This window comes from Serratia sp. OLAL2 (genome assembly GCF_002752475.1).
GTDB classification, from domain to species: domain Bacteria; phylum Pseudomonadota; class Gammaproteobacteria; order Enterobacterales; family Enterobacteriaceae; genus Serratia; species Serratia bockelmannii.
Genome location: NZ_MSTL01000016.1, coordinates 212,836 through 234,107, shown reverse-complemented (window position 1 = coordinate 234,107; position 21,272 = coordinate 212,836). Strand labels below are relative to the sequence as shown.

Annotated in this window: 17 protein-coding genes; 11 read left to right on the top strand and 6 right to left on the bottom strand. The window is 61.5% G+C overall.

From position 1 onward, the window contains the following. The first annotated feature begins 131 nt into the window (after positions 1 to 131). The 5 genes from BVU99_RS09910 (at position 132) to deoD (ending at position 6,140) form a co-directional block, all read left to right on the top strand. Positions 132 to 1,409, top strand: coding sequence for a NupC/NupG family nucleoside CNT transporter (locus BVU99_RS09910; protein WP_038630188.1), 1,278 nt, complete (start codon positions 132 to 134; stop codon positions 1,407 to 1,409). A 370-nt stretch (positions 1,410 to 1,779) separates the two neighbouring features. Further along, on the top strand, positions 1,780 to 2,559 hold the full coding sequence (gene deoC / locus BVU99_RS09905) for a deoxyribose-phosphate aldolase (protein WP_025305214.1): 780 nt from the start codon (positions 1,780 to 1,782) through the stop codon (positions 2,557 to 2,559). Between the two features lie 66 nt (positions 2,560 to 2,625). After that, positions 2,626 to 3,948: a thymidine phosphorylase gene (deoA, locus tag BVU99_RS09900; RefSeq protein WP_043136047.1), complete on the top strand. Its 1,323-nt coding sequence runs from the start codon at positions 2,626 to 2,628 to the stop codon at positions 3,946 to 3,948. Positions 3,949 to 4,018: 70 nt separating this feature from the next. After that, positions 4,019 to 5,242 (top strand): phosphopentomutase, encoded by a 1,224-nt coding sequence (deoB, locus tag BVU99_RS09895; RefSeq protein ID WP_043136044.1) that lies wholly within the window; start codon positions 4,019 to 4,021, stop codon positions 5,240 to 5,242. A gap of 166 nt (positions 5,243 to 5,408) precedes the next feature. Continuing rightward, positions 5,409 to 6,140, top strand: coding sequence for a purine-nucleoside phosphorylase (deoD, locus tag BVU99_RS09890; protein WP_004933059.1), 732 nt, complete (start codon positions 5,409 to 5,411; stop codon positions 6,138 to 6,140). A gap of 169 nt (positions 6,141 to 6,309) precedes the next feature. On the opposite strand, the gene BVU99_RS09885 is transcribed toward deoD, so the two are convergent. Next, a complete protein-coding gene (locus BVU99_RS09885; protein ID WP_025305217.1) occupies positions 6,310 to 6,993 on the bottom strand; it encodes a YtjB family periplasmic protein in 684 nt (227 codons plus the stop codon). A gap of 110 nt (positions 6,994 to 7,103) precedes the next feature. Here BVU99_RS09885 and serB point away from each other — a divergent pair, with 110 nt between their 5' ends. From serB to BVU99_RS09865, 4 genes are all read left to right on the top strand, one after another. Beyond that, complete coding sequence (gene serB, locus BVU99_RS09880; protein ID WP_016929162.1) at positions 7,104 to 8,081, top strand: phosphoserine phosphatase; 978 nt, start codon at positions 7,104 to 7,106, stop codon at positions 8,079 to 8,081. 19 nt (positions 8,082 to 8,100) lie between these two features. After that, on the top strand, positions 8,101 to 9,486 hold the full coding sequence (gene radA / locus BVU99_RS09875) for a DNA repair protein RadA (protein WP_025159617.1): 1,386 nt from the start codon (positions 8,101 to 8,103) through the stop codon (positions 9,484 to 9,486). A 58-nt stretch (positions 9,487 to 9,544) separates the two neighbouring features. Further along, complete coding sequence (gene nadR / locus BVU99_RS09870; protein WP_025305219.1) at positions 9,545 to 10,819, top strand: multifunctional transcriptional regulator/nicotinamide-nucleotide adenylyltransferase/ribosylnicotinamide kinase NadR; 1,275 nt, start codon at positions 9,545 to 9,547, stop codon at positions 10,817 to 10,819. Between the two features lie 134 nt (positions 10,820 to 10,953). Then, positions 10,954 to 12,387 (top strand): glycosyltransferase family 39 protein, encoded by a 1,434-nt coding sequence (locus BVU99_RS09865; RefSeq protein ID WP_025305220.1) that lies wholly within the window; start codon positions 10,954 to 10,956, stop codon positions 12,385 to 12,387. A 31-nt stretch (positions 12,388 to 12,418) separates the two neighbouring features. Here the strand turns inward: BVU99_RS09865 and BVU99_RS09860 are convergent, their stop codons facing one another. Beyond that, positions 12,419 to 13,420, bottom strand: coding sequence for a zinc-binding alcohol dehydrogenase family protein (locus tag BVU99_RS09860; RefSeq protein WP_049205434.1), 1,002 nt, complete (start codon positions 13,418 to 13,420; stop codon positions 12,419 to 12,421). Between the two features lie 97 nt (positions 13,421 to 13,517). Between BVU99_RS09860 and BVU99_RS09855 the strand changes: the two genes are divergently transcribed. Next, on the top strand, positions 13,518 to 14,429 hold the full coding sequence (locus BVU99_RS09855) for a LysR family transcriptional regulator (protein ID WP_025305222.1): 912 nt from the start codon (positions 13,518 to 13,520) through the stop codon (positions 14,427 to 14,429). Between the two features lie 31 nt (positions 14,430 to 14,460). Here the strand turns inward: BVU99_RS09855 and ettA are convergent, their stop codons facing one another. The 4 genes from ettA to BVU99_RS09835 all read right to left on the bottom strand — a co-directional run bounded on the left by ettA (position 14,461) and on the right by BVU99_RS09835 (position 18,656). Further along, positions 14,461 to 16,128 (bottom strand): energy-dependent translational throttle protein EttA, encoded by a 1,668-nt coding sequence (gene ettA / locus BVU99_RS09850; protein ID WP_099816593.1) that lies wholly within the window; start codon positions 16,126 to 16,128, stop codon positions 14,461 to 14,463. A gap of 142 nt (positions 16,129 to 16,270) precedes the next feature. Next, on the bottom strand, positions 16,271 to 16,768 hold the full coding sequence (locus BVU99_RS09845; RefSeq protein WP_016929155.1) for an OmpA family protein: 498 nt from the start codon (positions 16,766 to 16,768) through the stop codon (positions 16,271 to 16,273). Positions 16,769 to 16,806: 38 nt separating this feature from the next. Continuing rightward, the gene (locus tag BVU99_RS09840) at positions 16,807 to 18,054 is read right to left on the bottom strand and encodes a diguanylate cyclase (RefSeq protein WP_025305223.1); all 1,248 of its coding nucleotides are present in this window, start codon (positions 18,052 to 18,054) and stop codon (positions 16,807 to 16,809) included. Further along, the gene (locus tag BVU99_RS09835; protein ID WP_038630191.1) at positions 18,051 to 18,656 is read right to left on the bottom strand and encodes a YfiR family protein; all 606 of its coding nucleotides are present in this window, start codon (positions 18,654 to 18,656) and stop codon (positions 18,051 to 18,053) included. Before BVU99_RS09835 ends, BVU99_RS09840 begins: the two co-directional genes overlap by 4 nt. Before the next feature lie 639 nt (positions 18,657 to 19,295). Between BVU99_RS09835 and sltY the strand changes: the two genes are divergently transcribed. Next, positions 19,296 to 21,224, top strand: coding sequence for a murein transglycosylase (sltY, locus tag BVU99_RS09830; protein ID WP_168189562.1), 1,929 nt, complete (start codon positions 19,296 to 19,298; stop codon positions 21,222 to 21,224). Positions 21,225 to 21,272: the final 48 nt, after the last annotated feature.

The window sequence follows — 21,272 nt, the reverse complement described above, 5'->3', positions numbered from 1 at the left end:
TTGTATACATTTGTGACATAAATCGGTGCGAGGGTGACCTCGCTCAGTATAATCCCCCCGAAACTCTCCAATAGCAGACCTCTCTTCATGAGCAGGGATGTATTTTATTTTTTGCAACAGGGAAACTTTGCATGCAACTCATCATGAGTCTGGTTGGCATGGCGGTGCTGATCGCCATTGCGGTGCTGCTCTCCAGCAACCGCCGAGCCATCAAACTGCGCACCGTCGTGTGGGCGTTCATCATTCAGATCGGCATCGGCGCGCTGGTGCTGTACGTGCCGCTGGGCCGCAGCATCCTCGGCAGTATGTCTAACGGCGTGGCAAACGTTATCGCCTACGGCAATCAGGGCATTTCGTTCATCTTCGGCGGGCTGGTGTCCGACAAGATGTTCGAAGTGTTCGGCGGCGGCGGCTTCGTGTTCGCGCTGCGCGTTCTGCCGGTGATCGTGTTCTTCTCCTCGCTGATTGCGGTGCTGTACTACCTCGGCATCATGCAGTTGGTGATCCGCGTGCTGGGCGGCGGCCTGCACAAGCTGCTGGGCACCTCGCGCACCGAATCGCTGTCGGCGACCGCCAACATTTTCGTTGGCCAGACCGAAGCGCCGCTGGTGGTGCGCCCGTATATCGCCACCATGAGCCAGTCAGAACTGTTCGCCGTGATGTGCGGCGGCCTGGCCTCGGTGGCCGGTTCGGTGTTGGCGGGGTACGCGCAGATGGGCGTACCGTTGGAATACCTGATCGCCGCGTCCTTCATGGCCGCGCCGGGCGGGCTGCTGTTCGCCAAGCTGATGGTGCCGGAAACCGAGCAGACCCACGATAAAGACGATGCGATGAAGCTGATCGCCGAAGAAGAGCGTCCGGCCAACGTGATCGACGCGGCGGCTTCCGGCGCGGCCTCCGGCATGCAGCTGGCGCTGAACGTCGGTGCGATGCTGCTGGCGTTTATCGCGCTGATCGCCTTGCTCAACGGCATTCTCGGCGGCATCGGCGGCTGGTTCGATTACCCGCAGCTGTCGCTCGAACTGATCCTCGGTTGGGTGTTCTCACCGATCGCCTTCCTGATCGGCGTGCCGTGGAGTGAAGCGATGACCGCCGGTTCGTTTATCGGCCAGAAGATCATCGTCAACGAGTTTGTCGCCTACATGAACTTCGGCGCCTATCTGCGCCCGGACGATGTGGTGGCGGCAGAAGGCCTGCAGGTGCTGTCAACGCACACCAAGGCGATCATCTCCTTTGCGCTGTGCGGTTTCGCCAACCTCTCCTCGGTGGCGATCCTGCTGGGCGGTTTGGGCAGCATGGCGCCCAACCGTCGCCATGACATCGCGCGCTTCGGTCTGAAAGCCGTGGCGGCGGGCACGCTGTCCAACCTGATGAGCGCCACCATCGCCGGTTTCTTCCTGGCGCTGTAAGCCTTCACGGAGCCCGCGACGGCGCGACCGATCGCGGGACTCCGCCTATACTCTAAGCAACGTGGGTGTTTGTCGCACCCGCGATCTTCAGCCGCTTCTTTAGCGAATTTGTGAACGATATCGCGTTATTTTGTGATGTTCTTCACATATAATTCCGGTCTGTTACAGTGCTATTTCATATAGTGTGACGATGAACGCGAATCGCCCTCGGCATTCGTGTTCAAATAGCTATTACTGGCCGGCCGCAAGGCGGGTGGCCATGTGCGGTGAGAAGGATCTCAGTTGCCGCCGCGGGAACGCCGTTCCCCTGCGCTATCTTCATGGAACCAAGTCCGCTCGCCAACACCCAGGTACTCAGTTGGAGAGTTTTATGACCGAATTAACCGCAGCAGCGCAACGTGCGCTGAACTTGATGGATTTAACCACGCTGAACGATGATGACACCGACGAGAAAGTGATCGCCCTCTGTCGTCAGGCCAACAGCCCGGCCGGCCACACGGCGGCCATCTGCATCTACCCGCGTTTTATCCCGGTGGCGCGTAAGGCGCTGCGCGAGCAAGGCACGCCGGACATCCGTATCGCCACCGTGACCAACTTCCCGCATGGCAACGACGATATCGACATCGCGCTGGCGGAAACCCGCGCGGCCATCGCCTATGGCGCGGATGAAGTGGACGTGGTGTTCCCTTACCGCGCGCTGATCGCCGGCAACGAACAGGTCGGCTTCGAGCTGGTGAAACAGTGCAAGCAGGCATGCCAGGCGGCCAACGTGCTGCTGAAAGTGATCGTCGAAACCGGTGAGCTGAAGCAGGCCGATCTGATCCGCAAAGCGTCCGAGATCGCCATCAAGGCCGGGGCTGACTTTATCAAGACCTCCACCGGCAAGGTGCCGGTCAACGCCACCCTGGAGAGCGCCGAGCTGATGATGTCGGTGATCCGCGATATGGGCGTGGCGAAGACCGTGGGCTTCAAGCCGGCCGGCGGCGTGCGCACCGCGGAAGACGCGCTGCATTATCTGCAACTTGCCGATCGTATTCTGGGCGAGGGGTGGGCCGACGCGCGGCATTTCCGCTTTGGCGCTTCCAGCCTGCTGGCCAGCTTGCTGACTGCGCTGGGCCACCAGACCCAGACCGCCGGCGGCGGTTACTGATCGATTTCGTTGGCGGGCGCCAGGCGCGCCCGTCTGCACCGACTCTCGGCGACACAGGGGGATGCCTTGTTCCTGGCTCAAGAAATTATTCGTAAGAAACGCGACGGCCAGCCGTTAAGCGAAGCGGAAATCCGCTTCTTCATCAACGGCATTCGCGACAACGTGGTGTCGGAAGGGCAGATCGCCGCGCTGGCGATGACCATTTATTTCCATGACATGAGCATGCCGGAGCGCGTGGCGCTCACCATGGCGATGCGCGATTCCGGCACCGTGCTGGACTGGAAGAGCCTGGCGCTGAACGGCCCTATCGTCGACAAGCATTCGACCGGCGGCGTGGGCGACGTGACCTCGCTGATGCTCGGCCCGATGGTGGCGGCCTGCGGCGGCTATGTGCCGATGATCTCCGGCCGCGGCCTGGGGCATACCGGCGGCACGCTGGACAAGCTGGAAGCCATTCCGGGCTTCAATATTTTCCCGGACGATAACGCCTTTCGCAAAATTATTCAGGACGTCGGCGTGGCGATCATCGGCCAGACTAGCTCGCTGGCGCCGGCGGACAAACGTTTCTACGCCACCCGCGATATCACCGCCACCGTGGATTCGATCCCGCTGATCACCGCCTCCATTCTGGCCAAGAAGCTGGCGGAAGGGCTGGATGCGCTGGTGATGGACGTGAAGGTGGGCTCGGGCGCCTTTATGCCGACCTATGCCCTGTCGCAAGATTTGGCGCAGGCGATCGTCGGCGTGGCCAACGGCGCGGGCTGCAAGACCACCGCGCTGCTGACCGACATGAACCAGGTGCTGGCTTCCAGCGCCGGCAACGCGGTGGAAGTGCGCGAAGCGGTGCGCTTCCTGACCGGCGAATACCGCAACCCGCGCCTGCTGGAAGTGACGCTGGCGCTGTGCGTGGAGATGCTGCTGTCCGGCGGCCTGGCGCAAGACGAGGCCGATGCGCGCGCCAAACTGCAGGCGGTGCTGGACAACGGCAAAGCGGCTGAGGTGTTTGGCCGCATGGTGGCGGCGCAGCAAGGGCCGATAGACTTCGTCGAACGTTATGATAGCTATCTGCCGGCGGCAACGCTGAGCAAGCCGGTGTATGCTGAAAAGCCGGGCATCATCAGCGCCATGGATACCCGTGCGTTGGGTATGGCGGTGGTGTCGCTGGGCGGCGGCCGTCGCCGGGCAAGCGACGCCATCGACTACAGCGTTGGCCTGACCGAGGTGGCGCGCCTGGGCGATAAGGTGGATACCCAGCAACCGCTGGCGATGATCCACGCCAACGATGAAGAGAGCTGGCAGCTGGCGGCCGATGCGGTGCGCAGCGCAATGACGCTGAGCGACAAGGCGCCGGAAGCGACGCCGGTGGTGTATAAGCGCATCACGGAATAACCCAAGAATCAGGAACGGCCGCGGCTTTTTCGCGGCCGTCCAAAGCGTGAAAACACGCAGGAGAGCACAGATGAAACGTACATTTATTATGGTATTGGACTCCTTCGGTATCGGTGCCAGCGAAGACGCCGAACGTTTTGGCGATCGGGGTTCCGACACCCTGGGCCATATTGCCGAAGTTTGCGCGCGTGGTGAGGCCAACGTGGGCCGCCAGGGCCCGCTGACGCTGCCTAACCTGAGCCGTCTGGGCCTTGGCAAAGCGGCGGAAGAGTCCACCGGCAACTTCCCGCAGGGGCTGGATCGCAACGCCGATATCATCGGTGCTTACGCTTACGCCAGCGAACTCTCTTCCGGTAAAGACACGCCGTCGGGCCACTGGGAAATCGCCGGCGTACCGGTGCTGTTCGACTGGGGTTACTTCAAGGACGAGCACAATAGCTTCCCGCAGGCGCTGCTGGACAAACTGGTCGAACGCGCCAAGCTGCCGGGCTACCTGGGCAACTGCCACTCATCCGGCACCGTGATCCTCGATCAGCTGGGCGAAGAGCACATGAAAACCGGCAAGCCGATTTTCTACACCTCCGCTGACTCGGTGTTCCAGATCGCCTGCCATGAAGAAACCTTCGGCCTGGATCGTCTGTATGAGCTGTGCGAAATTGCGCGTGAAGAGCTGACCGAAGGCGGTTACAACATCGGTCGCGTGATCGCGCGTCCGTTCGTCGGCGATAAGCCGGGCCACTTCCAGCGCACCGGCAACCGTCACGATCTGGCGGTAGAGCCGCCGGCGCCGACCGTGCTGAAAAAGCTGGTGGACGAGAAGGGCGGCGAAGTGGTGTCGATCGGTAAAATCGCCGACATCTACGCCAACGTTGGCATCACCAAGAAGGTGAAGGCGACCGGCATCGATGCGCTGTTTGACGCGACCCTGATTGAAATGGAAAAGGCCGGCGATAACACCATTGTGTTCACCAACTTCGTGGACTTCGACTCCTCTTACGGCCACCGCCGCGACGTGGCGGGCTACGCCGCCGCGCTGGAGCTGTTCGACCGCCGCCTGCCGGAGCTGCTGAAGCTGGTGAAAGACGAAGACATCATCATCTTCACCGCCGACCACGGCTGCGACCCAACCTGGCCGGGCACCGACCACACCCGCGAGCACATCCCGGTGCTGGTTTACGGCCCGAAAGTGAAACCGGGCTCGCTGGGCCACCGCGAGACCTTCGCCGACATCGGCCAGACCGTCGCCAATTACTTTGGCCTGTCGCCGATGGATTACGGTAAGACCCTGTTCTAAGCCCTGTCTTTCAAGCCGTAGCGTTGTTAGCTTCACGCGTGAACCCCAGTCGCTTACTCAAGTAAGCTCCTGGGGATTCACCCGCTAGCTGCCTGGCTGCAACTCGACATTCAAGGCTTAGATGTTTGACGTTTTTATTAAATAAGATTTCTAAAGGAAGAAAATTATGGCTACGCCGCACATTAATGCAGAGATGGGTGATTTCGCTGACGTAGTACTGATGCCGGGCGACCCGCTGCGCGCAAAATACATCGCCGAAACCTTCCTGGAAGGCGCGGTGGAAGTGAACAACGTGCGCGGCATGTTGGGCTTCACCGGCACCTACAAAGGCCGCCGCATCTCCGTGATGGGCCACGGTATGGGCATCCCGTCCTGCTCCATCTATGCGCGCGAGCTGATCGCCGAATTCGGCGTGAAGAAGATCATTCGCGTCGGTTCCTGCGGCGCGGTGCGTGACGATATCAAACTGCGCGACGTGGTGATCGGCATGGGCGCGTGCACCGACTCCAAGGTGAACCGTCTGCGCTTCAAGGACAACGACTACGCGGCGATCGCCGACTTCGACATGGTGCGCAACGCGGTCGACGCGGCGGCGGCGCAGGGCATCCCGGCGCGCGTGGGCAACATCTTCTCCGCCGATCTGTTCTACACCCCGGATCCGGACATGTTCCAGGTGATGAAGAAGTACGGCATCCTGGGCGTGGAAATGGAAGCGGCCGGCATCTACGGCGTGGCGGCGGAGCTGTACGAAGAGTTCGGCTGTAAGGCACTGACCATCTGCACCGTGTCCGACCACATCCTGCGTCACGAAGCGACCACGGCGGCGGAACGCCAGACCACCTTTAACGAAATGATCGTTATCGCGCTGGAATCCGTGCTGCTGGGCGACAAAGCGTAATACCGCGGCGGGCGTCGTCATGGCGCCCGCCTGTCAATCTATTCATTCCGCACGGCCATTTTTGGCTAACGCTTTACCTTTCAATTGGTTGTGGATCCCGTTGTTACGGACAATCTATTCACCGAAAGGACAAGAAAACGGCACGAGCGCATTCAACGCCTGGCCTGAGTTATTCCTTCTTCGGCGCTTCCTGCTTTGTCTCCGGCGCATCCTCTTCGTCGTCTTCCACCGTATTGCCTTCTGCCAACGGCGTGTTGGCGGTCAACAGGTACGGCGACTGCTGCCAGCGGCTGCGGCGGTGTTGCAGCAGGGTGCGCGCCAGAATGATGCCGATCGCCAGCGCCAGCAGGATCATCAGGCGCAGCAGGTTGGTGGTGTTGTCCACCTGCTTGGATTCGGTCGCCAGCACGTGGGTGTCGAGGGTGATGCGGATAAAGCCGATCGGGCCGTCTTTGCCCTGAATGGATTCGACCAACTGGTGGTTGAAATAGCTGCCGGCGCGCTTGCCGTCGAGCGACAGGCGATCGCGTATACTTATCTGTTCCCCGGCGTGGGAGACCAGCGTGCCATCCTGCTGATACACGCTGACGTCGAGAATGCGGCTGTGATCGGTGAGCTGCTTGAGGATGGCGTCGATGCGCGGGGTGTTGCCGTCGTCGTCCAGCAGCGGCGCCAGGCTGTAGGCGACCTGTTTGGTCAGCGTCTGCGCCAGCTCTTCCACCTGCTCGGATCGCGCCATTTGGTGACTCAGGCTAAAATAAGAGGCGCCCTGCATCAGCAGCACCAGCAAAGCCAGGCAAATCAGGATAATAGCGGTGCGGTGCAGGCGAAATTTCAGTTTAGCGCGAGCCATGCAGGTTCCTTGGGCATCGGGGACACTTTATGTTGCCAGAACCGCTGGCGATAGGATAGCTTGATGCGTCGTTTTATCATGCAGCGTTTTTGTCCATTCAGGAGTCAATGATGTCAAACAGTCTGACCTATTGCGATCTTCCGGCGGAGATCTCTCAATGGCCGGGTCTTCCCCTTTCGCTCAGCGGCGACGAAGTGATGCCGCTGGACTACCGGGCGGGTAATACCGGGTGGCTGTTATATGGCAGAAAGCTGGACAAGGCGCGCATTACCCAATTCCAACGCAAGCTGGGCGCGGCGATGGTGATCGTCACCGCCTGGGGCGTGGACGATTATCAGGTGGTGCGGCTGGCGGGAACCTTGACGCCGCGCGCCAAGCTGCTGGCGGCGGAGAGCGGGCTGGATGTGGCGCCGCTCGGCAAAATCCCGCACCTGCGCACGCCGGGGCTGCTGGTGATGGATATGGATTCGACGGCGATCGAGATCGAGTGCATCGATGAGATCGCCAAGCTGGCGGGCGTCGGCGAGCAGGTGGCGGAAGTCACCGAACGCGCGATGCGCGGCGAACTGGATTTTACCGCCAGCCTGCGCCAGCGCGTCGGCACGCTGAAAGGGGCTGACGCCAATATCCTCAAGCAGGTGCGCGACGAACTGCCGTTGATGCCGGGGCTGACCAGCCTGGTGGGCAAGCTGCAGGCGATGGGCTGGCATGTGGCGATCGCCTCCGGCGGTTTCACCTACTACGCCGAATACCTGCGCAACCGGCTGCGGCTGGTGGCGGCGGCGGCCAACGAGCTGGAGATCCGCGACGGCAAGCTGACCGGCGAAGTGCTGGGGCCGGTGGTGGACGCGCAGTTCAAAGCCGATACGCTGCTGCGGCTGGCGGAGAAGCTGGAGATCCCGCTGGCGCAGACCGTGGCCATCGGCGACGGCGCCAACGATTTGAAAATGATGCAGGCGGCGGGGTTGGGCATCGCCTACCACGCCAAGCCGAAAGTGTATGAAAAAGCGCAGGTGGCGATCCGGCATGCGGATCTGATGGGCGTGCTGTGTATTCTCACCGGCAGCCTGAAACACGAAGTGCGATAACGAAAGATTGAGGTAAGACGTGGCAAAAGCGGCAAAACGGGCATTTGTGTGCAATGAGTGCGGGGCGGACTATCCGCGTTGGCAGGGGCAGTGCAGCGCCTGTCATGCCTGGAACACCATCACGGAAGTGCGTTTGGCCGCGTCGCCGGCCGCGGCGCGCAACGATCGCCTCAGCGGCTATGCCGGCGACGCCGGCGTCAGCAAAGTACAGAAGCTGTCGGAAATCAGCCTTGAGGCGCTGCCGCGCTTTACCACCGGCTTTCTCGAGTTCGACCGCGTGTTGGGCGGTGGCGTGGTGCCCGGCAGCGCCATTCTGATCGGCGGCAACCCCGGCGCCGGCAAGAGCACCCTGTTGCTGCAGGTGCTGTGCAAACTGTCTGAACAGATGAAAACCCTGTACGTCACCGGCGAGGAGTCGCTGCAGCAGGTGGCGATGCGCGCTCACCGTTTGGGGCTGCCGACCGGCGGCCTGAACATGCTGTCGGAAACCAGCATCGAGCAGATCTGCCTGATCGCCGAGCAGGAGCAGCCGAAGCTGATGGTGATCGACTCGATTCAGGTGATGCACATGGCGGACATTCAGTCTTCGCCGGGCAGCGTGGCGCAGGTGCGGGAAACCGCCGCCTATCTGACGCGCTTCGCCAAGACGCGCGGCGTGGCGATCGTGATGGTCGGGCACGTCACCAAAGATGGCTCGCTGGCCGGGCCAAAAGTGCTGGAACACTGCATTGACTGTTCGGTGCTGCTGGACGGCGACGCCGATTCCCGCTTCCGTACCCTGCGCAGCCACAAGAACCGCTTCGGCGCGGTCAACGAGCTGGGCGTGTTCGCCATGACCGAACAGGGGCTGCGCGAAGTCAGCAACCCTTCGGCGATCTTCCTTAGCCGCGGCGATGAAGTCACTTCCGGCAGCTCGGTGATGGTGGTGTGGGAAGGCACCCGGCCGCTGCTGGTGGAGATCCAGGCGCTGGTGGATCACTCGATGATGTCCAACCCGCGCCGCGTGGCGGTGGGCCTGGAGCAGAACCGGTTGGCGATCCTGCTGGCGGTGCTGCACCGGCACGGCGGGCTGCAGATGTCGGATCAGGACGTGTTCGTCAACGTGGTCGGCGGGGTGAAGGTCAGCGAGACCAGCGCCGATCTGGCGCTGCTGATGTCGCTGGTCTCGAGCCTGCGCGATCGGCCGCTGCCGAACGATCTGGTGGTGTTCGGCGAAGTGGGGTTGGCGGGGGAGATTCGCCCGGTGCCGAGCGGCCAGGAGCGCATCTCCGAAGCGGCCAAGCACGGCTTCAAGCGCGCCATCGTGCCGCACGGCAATATGCCGAAGAAGCCGCCGGCCAACATGCAGGTGTTCGGGGTCAAGAAGCTGGCGGACGCGCTGGACGTGCTGGAAGAGTTTTATTAATGTCGCCGACGGCGAGCAAGATATGCTATTTTGTTTAGCATATTAAACGGAGGTGGCCATGCCGCAATTTGATTACCTGAAGACGTCCATCAAGCAAAAGGGTTGTACTCTGCAGCAGGTGGCGGATGCCAGCGGCATGACCAAGGGCTATCTGAGCCAGCTGTTGAACGACAAAATCAAAAGCCCGAGCGCGCAAAAGCTCGAGGCGCTGCACCGTTTTCTCGGGCTGGAGTTCCCGCGCAAAGAGGTTAAAGTCGGCGTAGTGTTTGGTAAATTTTACCCGCTGCACACCGGCCACATCTATCTGATCCAGCGCGCCTGCAGCCAGGTGGACGAGTTGCACGTTATTTTGTGCCACGACGAACCGCGCGACCGCGAGCTGTTCGAGAACAGTTCGATGTCGCAACAGCCGACGGTCAGCGATCGCCTGCGCTGGCTGCTGCAGACCTTCAAGTACCAGAAAAACATCCATATCCACTCGTTCGACGAGCAGGGCATCGAACCGTACCCGCACGGCTGGAACGTGTGGAGCGACGGCATGAAGGCCTTTATGGAACAGAAGGGCATCGTGCCGAGCTTCATCTATTCCAGCGAAGCGCAGGATGCGCCGCGCTACCGCGAGCATCTGGGCATCGAAACCATTTTGGTCGATCCCGAACGGTCGTTCATGAACATCAGCGGCAATCAGATCCGCCAGGATCCGTTCCGCTATTGGGATTACATCCCGACCGAGGTGAAGCCGTTCTTCGTGCGCACCGTGGCGATCCTCGGCGGTGAGTCGAGCGGCAAGTCGACGCTGGTCAACAAGCTGGCCAACATCTTCAACACCACCAGCGCCTGGGAATATGGCCGCGATTACGTGTTTTCGCACCTGGGCGGCGACGAGATGGCGCTGCAGTACTCCGACTACGACAAAATTGCCCTCGGGCAGGCGCAATACGTGGACTTCGCAGTCAAATATGCCAACAAGGTGGCGTTTATCGATACCGATTTCGTGACTACGCAGGCGTTTTGCAAAAAGTACGAAGGGCGTGAACACCCCTTCGTGCAGGCGCTGATCGACGAATACCGTTTCGATCTGGTGATCCTGCTGGAAAACAACACGCCGTGGGTGGCGGACGGGCTGCGCAGCCTCGGCAGCAGCGCCGATCGCCTGGCGTTCCAGCGCCTGCTGGAGGAGATGCTGCGCGCCAACAACATCGAGTACGTGCACGTTGAGTCCAGCGATTACGAAGAGCGCTTCCTGCGCTGCGTCGAGCTGGTGCAACAACTGCTGGCGGCGGATGCCGGCCGGCTGGCGAATGCGCCCGCCCATCGCCACGCCGCAGGCTGAGGGAAATTAGCGTAATGTGCGATCGCGGCGGCAGAAACGGCCGCCCGGGCGCACATTTAACGGCTTGTTTAAACATGGTTCATTCGACAGCGACTAAGTTAAGATTTTCTTTACAATAACGCTCAGAAGAAGTCATGTCTTATCGCTTACTCGCTCTCTGGTTGGTCTGCTATGCCGCAGCCTGGACGCTGCTGACCGTTCATCTCGATCCTACCCTGCCTTACGACGCCGTTGAGGCGCTCAACTGGGGCCTCAACGGCGAGTGGGGCTCACCGAAAAATCCTTGGTTGGTCGGTGCGGCGATGCAGCCGGCGATCGGGCTCTCGTGGCTGCCGCTGAACGTTTACTGGTACGGCGGCCACTTCATCGCCATCGCCATCGGCATGTTGGGCGTCTGGCTATTGGCGCGCCGCCTGAGCGGCAGCACCTCGCTGGCCTGGATGGCGCTGCTGACGCTCAACCTGTCCGGCATCATCAATTTCGACATCATTCCCTACAACGACAACTACCTGTTGGTGATGCTGTGGCCGTGGATGGCGCTGTTCTTCCACCTGGCGATCTCGCGTTCGGCCAACTGGTGGCCGGCCTTCGCATTGGCCGCCGGGCTGGCGATGATGGCGAAGTACTCGACCTTCGCCTTCGTCTATTTCGCGGCGCTGTCGACGCTGTTCGTACCGCAGATCCGCCGCTGCTACCGCCAGCCGCAGTTCTATCTAGCGGTGGCGATCTGGTTGGCGCTGGTGCTGCCGAACGTGTTCTGGTTGTGGAACCACGACTTTGCCGCCTTTAAGTGGGTGGATTCGCAGATCAAGATGCAGCTCAATCTCGACATGCTGCAGTCGCTGCTGCTGGTGTTTTATCCGTCGCTGGTGCTGTGGGGGATCCTGCGGCGCAGCGGGGCGGTGCTGGCCTGGCCATCAGCCTTGCCGATGCGGGTGTTGCTGTGGGTCTACCTGTTGCCGCTCGGCATCATTACCTTCTGGTTCTCTTTCAACGTCGGCGGCCGGCTGACCGAATGGCTGCAGCCGTTCTTCATGCTGGCGCCCGCGCTGCTGGTTGGCTGCGTGCGTCAGCCGCCGGTGCGTTCGCTGCGCGCGGCGACCCTCGGGCTGATGTGCGCAGCGCTGGCGGTCTATCTGGGGTATGCCGCGGTGATGCTGGGCAACGTGCGCAACGCCGGCCAGAAAATGGTGGGTATCAAGGCGTTCAGCGCCGGGGTGGAGCGGCTGTGGCAGGAGCGGTATGGCGTCGACCTACGCTACGTCGGCGGCGAATACCTGTCGCAGTGGATGACGGTGTACGCCGGTTCCCGGCCGCAGACCATTACGCGCTGGTCCAATCATACGCGGCCGAATATCTACAACGTCAACATCAGCTATCCGCAGATTGCGCAGCACGGCGTCGCCCTGTTCGGGCGGTTGGGTGAAGACTGCGCGCATAGCGATTTCGGCGGGGAGCTGGCCCACTGGCCGAAACTGCGCCTCGACTGGCAGCAGACGCTGACCTTCCGCGCCGATCCGCAGGCCGATGAGCAAACGCTGTGCGTCGGTTTCGTTCGTCCGCAATAACGGCGGCGCAGAACGCCGCCGCGATGCGAACTTAGTAAGCGATAACCAGCTTGCCTTGCATGTGGCCGCCGAGTAGCTGTTGATGTGCGGCGGTCAGCGTGTCTACCGACAGCCCGTGCAGGGTTTCGCTCAGCGTGGTGCTCAGCTTGCCCTCGTCCAGCAGCTGCGCCACTTGCTGCAGGATCTTGCCCTGTTGCGCGATGTCCGGGGTGGTGAACATGCTGCGGGTGAACATGAACTCCCAGTGCAGCGCGGCGCTTTTCAGCTTCAGCGCGTTTTGATCCAACGGCTGCGCGTTCTCGACGATGGTGCAGATATGGCCGAGCGGCGCGACCAGCTCGGCCATCGCCGGCCAGTGGCCGTCGGTGTCGTTCAGACACAGGATGTAATCCACCTGCTCGATGCCCTGCTGCGCCAGGTTGCCCTTCAGATCGCGGTAATCCACCACCAGATCGGCGCCGCGCTCACGGCACCAGGCGGCGGATTCCGGTCTTGATGCGGTAGCGATTACTTTCACCTTGCTGCGCAATGCGGCCAGCGGAATGGCCAGCGAGCCGACACCGCCGGCGCCGCCGATGATCAGCAGCGTCTTGTGCTCCGGCGCGTCCTGAATGTTCAGGTGTTCGAACAGCGCTTCCCAGGCGGTGAGGGCGGTGAGCGGCATGGCGGCGGACTCGGCCCAGTTCAGGCTGCGCGGTTTGTGAGCGGCGATGCGTGAGTCGATCAGCTGGTGGCTGCTGTTGCTGCCGGGCCGGGTGATGTCGCCGGCGTACCACACTTCATCGCCGGGCTTGAAGCCGCTGACGCTGCTGCCCACGCCCACCACGATGCCGCTGGCGTCCCAGCCAAGGACGCGTGGCTGCTGCAGGCCGCTTTTCTGCAGACCGGCGTGCACTTTGGTGTCCACCGGATTGACCGACGCCGCTTTCACTTCCACCAACAGATCGTACTGACCGGGTACCGGCATCTCCGGTGAGATTTCGATGAAACCGGCGGGGTTCTGCGGGTCTACGGCAATGGCTTTTATCGACATGATTGTACTCCTTTCAAATGATGCCTCCAGTGTAGACCCGCAGCAGTGGGGTGATAAGATGGACAATATCTAACGGAGTGTTCGTTTAAGGTGAACAATGGAATTCAAACAGCTGCAGGACATGGCGCTGTTCGCGCTGGTGGCGGAGTGCGGCAGTTTTACCGCCGCCGCGCAGCGCGTCGGGCTGCCGAAGTCCAGCGTCAGCCAGCGTATCAGCCAGCTCGAACAAACGCTGGGGCTGCGATTGCTCAATCGCACCACGCGCCAGCTGAACCTGACCTTCGCCGGTGAGCGTTATCTGGAGCATTGTCAGGCGATGATGTCCGCCGCCGAACGCGCCGATCTGGCGCTGCAGCGGCTGCGCGATAACCCGAGCGGCCGCCTGCGCATCTCGACGCCTGCCGGGCTAGGGGCAACCCTGGTGGCGCGGCTGGCGGCGGATTTTCAGCGCCAGTACCCGGACGTTTCGCTGGAGGTGTCGGTGTCCGACGCCATGGTGGATCTGGTGCAGGAAGGTTACGACGCCGCACTGCGTACCGGCAAGCCGCAGGATTCTTCACTGATCGGCCGCCGCCTCGGGTACGCGCCGCGCTATCTGTTGGCTGCGCCATCCTATCTGGCGCAGCATCCGCCGATCGAACACCCACAGCAACTGCAGCAGCATCGTTGCATCGCCCATCGGGCTTGGACGGCCTGGAACCTGCGCTGCGGCGACGATTATTACCGCTGGCAGCTGCCGCTGGCGCACACCACCGACAACCTGCTGTATGCACGCGAATGTGCCATTGCCGGTGCCGGCATCACGCTGCTGCCGGCGTTTCTCAGCCGCGAGGTGGTGGCGCAGAAGCTGTTGGTGGAGGTGTTGCCGGCGTGGCGTGCGGAAGGGAACGAGCTGTATCTGGTCTACCCGAGCCGCAAGCTGAATTCCCCGGCGCTGGCCTGTTTCATCGATGTGGTGCTGCAGCATCCGGCGTTCGACGACTACGCGCGCGAGCTGGCGCGGGAGTAAAAAAAAGGCGCCGCATGCGGCGCCTTGGGGATTACTTGGCGATCTTCTTGTACTTGATGCGGTGCGGCTCGAGCGCGTCGGCGCCCAGCGTACGCTTCTTGTACTCTTCGTACTCGGTGAAGTTGCCTTCGAAGAATTCCACCTTGCCCTCGTCCTGGTAGTCCAGGATGTGGGTGGCGATACGGTCGAGGAACCAACGGTCGTGCGAGATCACCATGGCGCAGCCAGGGAATTCCAGCAGGGCGTTTTCCAGTGCGCGCAAGGTTTCGATATCCAGGTCGTTGGTCGGTTCATCGAGCAGCAGCACGTTGCCGCCAACCTGCAGCAGCTTGGCCAGGTGCAGACGGCCACGCTCACCGCCGGACAGCTCGCCCACGCGTTTGCCCTGATCGACGCCCTTGAAGTTGAAGCGGCCGACATAGGCACGGCTCGGCATCTCGGTGTTGCCGATGCGCATGATGTCCTGCCCGCCGGAGACTTCTTCCCACACGGTTTTCGAACCGTCCATGCTGTCGCGGAACTGATCGACGGACGCCAGCTTGACGGTATCGCCCAACACGATGCTGCCGGAGTCAGGTTGTTCCTGACCGGACATCATGCGGAACAGCGTGGATTTACCCGCGCCGTTCGGGCCGATGATGCCGACGATTGCCCCTTTCGGCACCGAGAACGACAGGTCATCGATCAGCAGGCGGTCGCCGTAGGACTTGCGCAGGTTGCTGACTTCGACCACTTTATCGCCCAGGCGCGCGCCAGGTGGGATGAACAGTTCGTTGGTTTCGTTACGTTTCTGGTATTCGGTGTTGTTCAGCTCTTCGAAGCGGGCCAAACGGGCCTTGCCTTTGGACTGACGGCCTTTGGCACCCTGACGCACCCACTCCAGCTCTTTCTCGATCGACTTGCGACGAGCGGCTTCGGCGGACGCTTCCTGCGCCAGACGCGCGTCTTTCTGCTCCAGCCAGGACGAGTAGTTGCCTTCCCACGGGATGCCTTCGCCGCGGTCGAGTTCGAGGATCCAGCCGGCCACGTTATCCAGGAAGTAACGGTCGTGGGTGATCGCCACCACGGTGCCTTCGAAGTCGTGCAGGAAGCGTTCCAGCCAGGCCACGGACTCGGCGTCCAGGTGGTTGGTCGGTTCGTCCAGCAGCAGCATGTCCGGTTTTTCCAGCAGCAGGCGGCACAGCGCGACGCGGCGGCGTTCACCTCCGGACAGGTGGGCGATTTTGGCGTTCCAGTCCGGCAGGCGCAGCGCATCGGCGGCGCGTTCCAGTTGGGCGTTGAGGTTGTGACCGTCGTGCGCCTGAATGATCTCTTCCAGGCGGCCCTGTTCGGCGGCCAGCTTGTCGAAGTCTGCGCCTTCTTCCGCGTACAGCGCGTACACTTCGTCCAGGCGTTTCAGCGCGCCGACCACTTCCGCCAGCGCTTCTTCCACCGATTCACGCACGGTGTGTTCGAGGTTAAGCTGCGGCTCCTGCGGCAGATAACCGATCTTGATGCCCGGTTGCGGGCGCGCTTCCCCTTCGATATCGGTATCGATGCCGGCCATGATGCGCAGCAGGGTGGACTTACCGGCGCCGTTCAGGCCCAGTACGCCGATTTTTGCCCCAGGGAAGAAGCTCAGGGAGATGTTTTTCAAAATATGACGCTTCGGCGGTACTACCTTGCCGACGCGGTGCATGGTATAGACGTATTGAGCCACGTTGCTCTAAGCCTCTCTATATCAGTATTTATAGGATGTCTGGCGGCATGAGTGTAGCCCGTTTCGATCTCGGATCCCAGACATCGCTCAGCGATCGCTAAGTATAACCGTTTATGCGCCGATAAAGGCGCATATTGGTGGCTTATGGCGTGACGACGATCGCGACGCGGCGGTTTTCCGCGCGGCCGCTGGAGGTGCGGTTATCGGCAACGGGGTCGCGTTTGCCCATGCCGCGAGTTTCGATATTGGCGCGCGGAATGCCGACGCTGGCCAGCAGATCGGCCACCGCATCGGCGCGGCGCAGGGATAGCTGGTCGTTGTAGCTGTCTTCACCGTAGTTGTCGGTATGGCCGTCCAGGCGGAACTTGGTGATGCCGACGCTCAGCAGCGCACGGCCCATCTTCTGCACCGTCTCGGTGCTTTCCGGGTTCAGCTTGCCGATATTGTTGCCGAACAGTACTTTATCCGACAGGCCGAACTCCCAGCCGTTATCGGTCAGTTTGAAGCCCTGCGATTGCAGCAGTGCAACCTGCTCGGGCGTCAGGCCCTGCGGTTTGCTCTGGCAGCCGGCGAGCGCCAGCAGGGCGACGAACGCCATCGCCAGCAGTGAAAAACGACCTTTAAACAGTTGCTGTATCATAGTCAAAATCCCTAGTTCAAGTGTTATAGCCGGGGCTCTTATTTATGTATAGCCAGCCGCCAGCCTCCGTTATAACGATGCTTTGCCTGATACATCGCATCGTCAGCTTCGTGCAAAAGACCCTGAGGCGTTGACGCGTGATCAGGGTACAGCGCAATACCGATACTCAGAGAGGTAATGACCGTCTCGTCGTTCGGCAAAATGACCGGTTGCGTCATGCAGTCGATGATGTTGTCAGCGATCTGCAAGACATCTTCCGTGCCGTGTACCGGCGCCAGCAGCACGGCGAATTCATCCCCTCCCAGGCGTGCGACCAGATCGGTTTCGCGCAGCTGCGCGCGAATGCGCCCGGCAATGGTGGTCAGCACCGCATCGCCTGCGGCGTGGCCGTAACTGTCGTTCACCTCCTTGAAACGATCGCCGTCGATAAACAGCACCGCCAATTTCGCCGGCGATTCGATATCGCCCAGCGCCCGGCTCAGTCGCCCTTCGAAGAAGGCGCGGTTCGGCAAACCGGTCAGGCTGTCGTGCGTTGCCCGGTGCGCCAGCGAGTCGTTCTCCTGCTTCAGATGGGCCTGCCAGGCCTCCAGCTCGTCGAGCAAGCCGTTGAAATCGTTGCTGAGCTCATGCAACTCGGCGATAGGCGCCGACGGCACCCGCAGGCCGAAGGTGCGATCGCGGCGCACCGCATGCGCCACATTGGCGATGTCGTCCAGCGAACTGACGATGCCGACCAGCATACGGCGCGACAACACCAGGGCGCACAGGGTGCTGAGCACCAGGCAGGCGATCATACCGACCATGCCGCGCAACAGGAAACGCAGCAGGCTGCCGCCGTTACCGCTCAGCCAGACCTGACCGACCTGCTTGCCCTCGTGGGTGATAGGCAGAATGACCGGCTCGGGCAGCGCCCAGTGCGCGACGATCTGCTCAAGGCCATGCAGCGGCCCATCGGTGGGATGGCGCCAGTTGGCTAGCATCTTGCCGTTGTTGTCGAGGATCCGCACGTCCGATACCTCTTCGTTGGAGGCGATCAGCATCAGAGCCTCGCGCGCGGCAGTGCGATCTTCAAACACTACGGCGGCTTCGACGGTATAGCTGATGGAGCGCGCGATCAGGTGCAGGTTGTGATTGGCATAGGCGCGCAGCGCAAACAGCGCCACCAGCGTCAAAAAGATGCCGGCGGTGCCGACGGCGATCAGCGCCAGCCCAAGATGCACCCGCTGCAGCACTCGGCCCAGCGTCGGGCGCGCATTGCCAGAGCGGTTTCTACGCAACAGCCTCATAGCGGCGGCGCCTGTTTGCGTGCCAGCTGCAGCACGTTGGGGTGAACGCGCACGCCGCTGCGCGCCAGAGCGTCCAGGTTGACCTTGAAACTGGCCTGGTCCCCATCGATCTGCAGGCAAAAAGCGCTGCCGGCGGAGCATTCGCTATCGTTTTCGCTGATGCTGAGAATGGAGTTGCCGGAAATGCGCTGCATGAAATTTTGTCTCTGCGCGGCGGTGATGTTCCCTAAGTAGATGACATCGCAGCCGGTACTCAGCGTTGGGCTGTCGAACGGCACGCGCTCGGCTTTAATCGGGCGCGGCGCGCTCAGCAGGATCGGATCGAACAGCCCTTCGGCATACTGGGTGGGCGCGGTCACGCACAAGCGGATCGGATTGGGTTCACGCGACCAGCGGGCGTAGCTGATGATGCCTACCACCACGGTCGTCACGGCGTGCGTGCGCTTTTGATAGGGATCATCGGCGGCGTGCGCAGGCCCGGACAACGTCAGCAGCGCTAACAAAACGATCAGCAGCAGGCGACCGATATTCAGGCGTGCGCCAAGGAAGCCCGGCTCGGGGCTTTTTGCGCAACGCATTGCTATCGCGGTCTTATTCGCCATCTTCACCCGCCATTCCGGCCTGATCCACCGCCCGCAGGCCGTGGCCTGACAAGGAAAAATCCGGCCCGCTTGAAGGGACTATCGTTTTGCTGAAAGCTGTCAGTCGCACTGCCTAATGAACACTATCTAACCCATAATTGGCGCGGATTGTATTATAAGATGTCTTCGTTGGGCGCTTTATGTGCTGTTTTCTCGGAATTATCCTACTTATTTTTGATAGTATAAAAATGCCTACCCGGGTTTGCCACCGCTTTTCTGCAAAGTTGGCGCGTTTGGCCAGCTGTCAGGCGATTTGCGCAACGGCGGGCTCATATCTCAAATGAAATAATGTGATAGCTAATAATTAAAAAGCATTTTACTTCTTTCATAAACACCGGGCCGGTTAATAAAAATCCGGTAACTGGAAATATCCCGGCGACCTGATTTGTCAGTCAAAGTAAACGTTTTTTACCTGGCTCCCGTCATGGCGATACACTTCTTCTTCTACAGTATTGAATGGATAAGCGATTGCGCTGTCTATGGTAGATATCTGCGTCCGGGCCGTGCGCCCGGCTTTATTTTGTCCCGCGGCGCCGTGCGCGGCGGTCACCGGGGGGGCTGGGCGGCTCCCTCGGTACAACCAGTGAGGAAAGAGCGAGGATGGTCAAGGTGGACAAGCGACGGCTGTTGGCAATGGGGCTGTGCCTGACGGCGTTTTCAGGCGCGGCGCTGGCGGATTCTCTGGATGCGCAACGTCAGCGCTACCAGCAGATCAAACAGGCGTGGGACGGCAATCAGATGGACGTGGTGGCGCAGCTGATGCCGACGCTGCGTGATTATCCGCTTTATCCTTACCTGGAATACCGCGAGCTGACACAGGATCTTAGCCAGGCGGGGTTCTCCGAGGTGAACGACTTTATCAAGCGCAACCCGACGCTGCCGCCGGCGAAATCGCTGGCGCCGCGCTTCGTCAATGAGCTGGCGCGGCGCGAAGACTGGCGCACCCTGCTGGCCTTCAGCCCACAGCCGCCCAGACCGGTGGCGGCGCGCTGCAACTATTACTACGCCAAATGGGCTACCGGCGACCAGCAGGCGGCCTGGAGCGGCGCCGATGAACTGTGGTTGAACGGCAAAACGTTGCCGAGCGCCTGCGATCGGCTGTTCAGCGTCTGGCGCGGCGCAGGCAAGCAAACGCCGCTGGATATTCTGGCGCGTATGAAGCTGGCGCTGAAAGAGGGCAACAGCTCGCTGGTCAGCAACCTTTACAGCCAACTGCCGGCCGACTATCAAACCATGGGCAACGCCCTGGTGCGCTTGCAAAACGATCCGACCACCGTGGAAGCCTTCGCCCGCAGCGTAGGGCCGACCGACTTTACCCGTGCCGCCACCGGCATCGCCTTTGAACGCCTGGCGCGGCAGGATGTGGAAAACGCGCGGGCGATGATCCCGACGCTCGCGCGGCTGCAGAAAATGAGCGACGACGAGCGGCTGGGGCTGGAAGAGTCGGTGGCCTGGCGCCTGATGGGCAGCGACGCTACCTATGAACAGGCGCAGTGGCGCGATCAGGTGATTCTGCGCAGCCGTTCGCCTTCGCTGCTGGAGCGCCGGGTGCGCATGGCGCTGGGTAACGGCGATCGGCAGGGCGTCGCGACCTGGCTGGCCCGTCTGCCGGAAGCGTCGCGCAACAAGGATGAGTGGCGCTACTGGCGCGCCAGTCAGCTGATGGACGAAGGCAAACGCGCCGAAGGCGAGGAGATGTTGCGCAACCTGATGACCGAACGCGGTTTCTATCCGATGGTGGCGGCGCAGAAGCTGAACGCCACTTATCCAGTGATGGTGGCGGTGGCGGCCAAGCCGCGCACGTCGCTGGTCGACGGGCCGGAGGTCGCCCGGGTACGCGAGCTGATGTACTGGAATATGGACAACCTGGCCCGCAGCGAATGGGGCTCCTACGTCGCTAGCCGCAGCCGGCCGGAACAAGAGGCACTGGCGCGCTACGCCTTTGAGCAAAAATGGGCCGATCTGAGCGTGCAGGCGACCATCGTCGGCAAGCTGTGGGATCATCTGGAGGAACGCTTCCCGGTCGCTTGGCCACAGGAGTTCCGCCGCGCCACCGATGACAAGGGGATCACCAGCAGCTATGCGATGGCGATCGCGCGCCAGGAGAGCGCCTGGAATCCGAAGGCGCAGTCGCCGGTCGGTGCCGCCGGCCTGATGCAGGTGATGCCGCGCACCGCGCAGCATACGGTGCAGATGTTCAATATTCCCGGCTATGTCGGCCCGAGCCAACTGTTCGATCCGCAGACCAATATCACCATCGGCACCAGCTATCTGGAGTCGGTCTATCAGCAGTTCGGCCGCAACCGCATTCTGTCGAGCGCCGCCTATAATGCCGGCCCGTCGCGGGTGAATACCTGGCTGGGCAACAGCGCGGGGCGGATCGATCCGGTGGCGTTCATCGAAAGCATTCCGTTCTCTGAAACCCGCGGCTACGTCAAGAACGTGCTGGCTTATGATGCGTTTTACCGTTATCTGACGCACCGGCCGGCCAAGGTGCTGACCGACGCCGAGTGGCAGAGACGTTATTGATTTTGACGGCCCTATGGTATGCTGCTGTACTAGTTAAATAGTATGGTG

Excerpts from the sequence above, each read along its gene's own strand:
- BVU99_RS09910 (WP_038630188.1), top strand. The coding sequence starts at position 132 with ATGCAACTCATCATGAGTCTGGTTGGCATGGCGGTGCTGATCGCCATT.
- deoC (WP_025305214.1), top strand. The coding sequence starts at position 1,780 with ATGACCGAATTAACCGCAGCAGCGCAACGTGCGCTGAACTTGATGGAT.
- deoB (WP_043136044.1), top strand. The coding sequence starts at position 4,019 with ATGAAACGTACATTTATTATGGTATTGGACTCCTTCGGTATCGGTGCC.
- deoD (WP_004933059.1), top strand. The coding sequence starts at position 5,409 with ATGGCTACGCCGCACATTAATGCAGAGATGGGTGATTTCGCTGACGTA.
- BVU99_RS09885 (WP_025305217.1), bottom strand. The coding sequence starts at position 6,993 with ATGGCTCGCGCTAAACTGAAATTTCGCCTGCACCGCACCGCTATTATC.
- serB (WP_016929162.1), top strand. The coding sequence starts at position 7,104 with ATGTCAAACAGTCTGACCTATTGCGATCTTCCGGCGGAGATCTCTCAA.
- nadR (WP_025305219.1), top strand. The coding sequence starts at position 9,545 with ATGCCGCAATTTGATTACCTGAAGACGTCCATCAAGCAAAAGGGTTGT.
- BVU99_RS09865 (WP_025305220.1), top strand. The coding sequence starts at position 10,954 with ATGTCTTATCGCTTACTCGCTCTCTGGTTGGTCTGCTATGCCGCAGCC.
- BVU99_RS09860 (WP_049205434.1), bottom strand. The coding sequence starts at position 13,420 with ATGTCGATAAAAGCCATTGCCGTAGACCCGCAGAACCCCGCCGGTTTC.
- BVU99_RS09855 (WP_025305222.1), top strand. The coding sequence starts at position 13,518 with ATGGAATTCAAACAGCTGCAGGACATGGCGCTGTTCGCGCTGGTGGCG.
- BVU99_RS09845 (WP_016929155.1), bottom strand. The coding sequence starts at position 16,768 with ATGATACAGCAACTGTTTAAAGGTCGTTTTTCACTGCTGGCGATGGCG.
- BVU99_RS09840 (WP_025305223.1), bottom strand. The coding sequence starts at position 18,054 with ATGAGGCTGTTGCGTAGAAACCGCTCTGGCAATGCGCGCCCGACGCTG.
- BVU99_RS09835 (WP_038630191.1), bottom strand. The coding sequence starts at position 18,656 with ATGGCGAATAAGACCGCGATAGCAATGCGTTGCGCAAAAAGCCCCGAG.
- sltY (WP_168189562.1), top strand. The coding sequence starts at position 19,296 with ATGGTCAAGGTGGACAAGCGACGGCTGTTGGCAATGGGGCTGTGCCTG.